This window comes from Martelella sp. UBA3392, from assembly GCF_002358775.1.
Taxonomy (GTDB): domain Bacteria; phylum Pseudomonadota; class Alphaproteobacteria; order Rhizobiales; family Rhizobiaceae; genus Martelella; species Martelella mediterranea.
This window is the reverse complement of sequence record NZ_DEPM01000260.1, coordinates 12474-12780: the sequence shown is the minus strand read 5'-3', so window position 1 is coordinate 12780 and position 307 is coordinate 12474. Positions and strand designations below refer to the sequence as shown.

The 307-nt window shown below is 61.2% G+C and carries 1 pseudogene; it reads right to left on the bottom strand.

The annotated features are described in order from the left end of the window. Nucleotides 1-109: 109 nt before the first annotated feature. Nucleotides 110-307 (bottom strand): annotated as a pseudogene (locus tag B4E36_RS20350) (UDP-glucose/GDP-mannose dehydrogenase family protein); the annotation flags it as partial.

Genomic DNA, 307 nt, shown 5'->3' with positions numbered 1-307 from the left:
CCCGATCGTCAACGCGAGCGTGCCGGACTTGCCGACGACGTTCGGCGCGGCGAACAGCGCAATATTCACGGCCGTGCATATGTAGAGGATATGATAGAGCATCCCGTTCCTACCAGCAGATCCCCTCATAGGCGTCGCCCGTGACCACGCCCGGCGCGATGCGGGCAAGATCGACCATCGGCTTGTCGCCGATCAGCGCGGAAAGCGGCGCGACGGCCTCCTTGTAGCGATGGCCGACCACGATGATATCTGACAACGCTATCAGGTCTTTCAAATCAGCGACGAGCCTTTCCGGCAGATCGCCGAT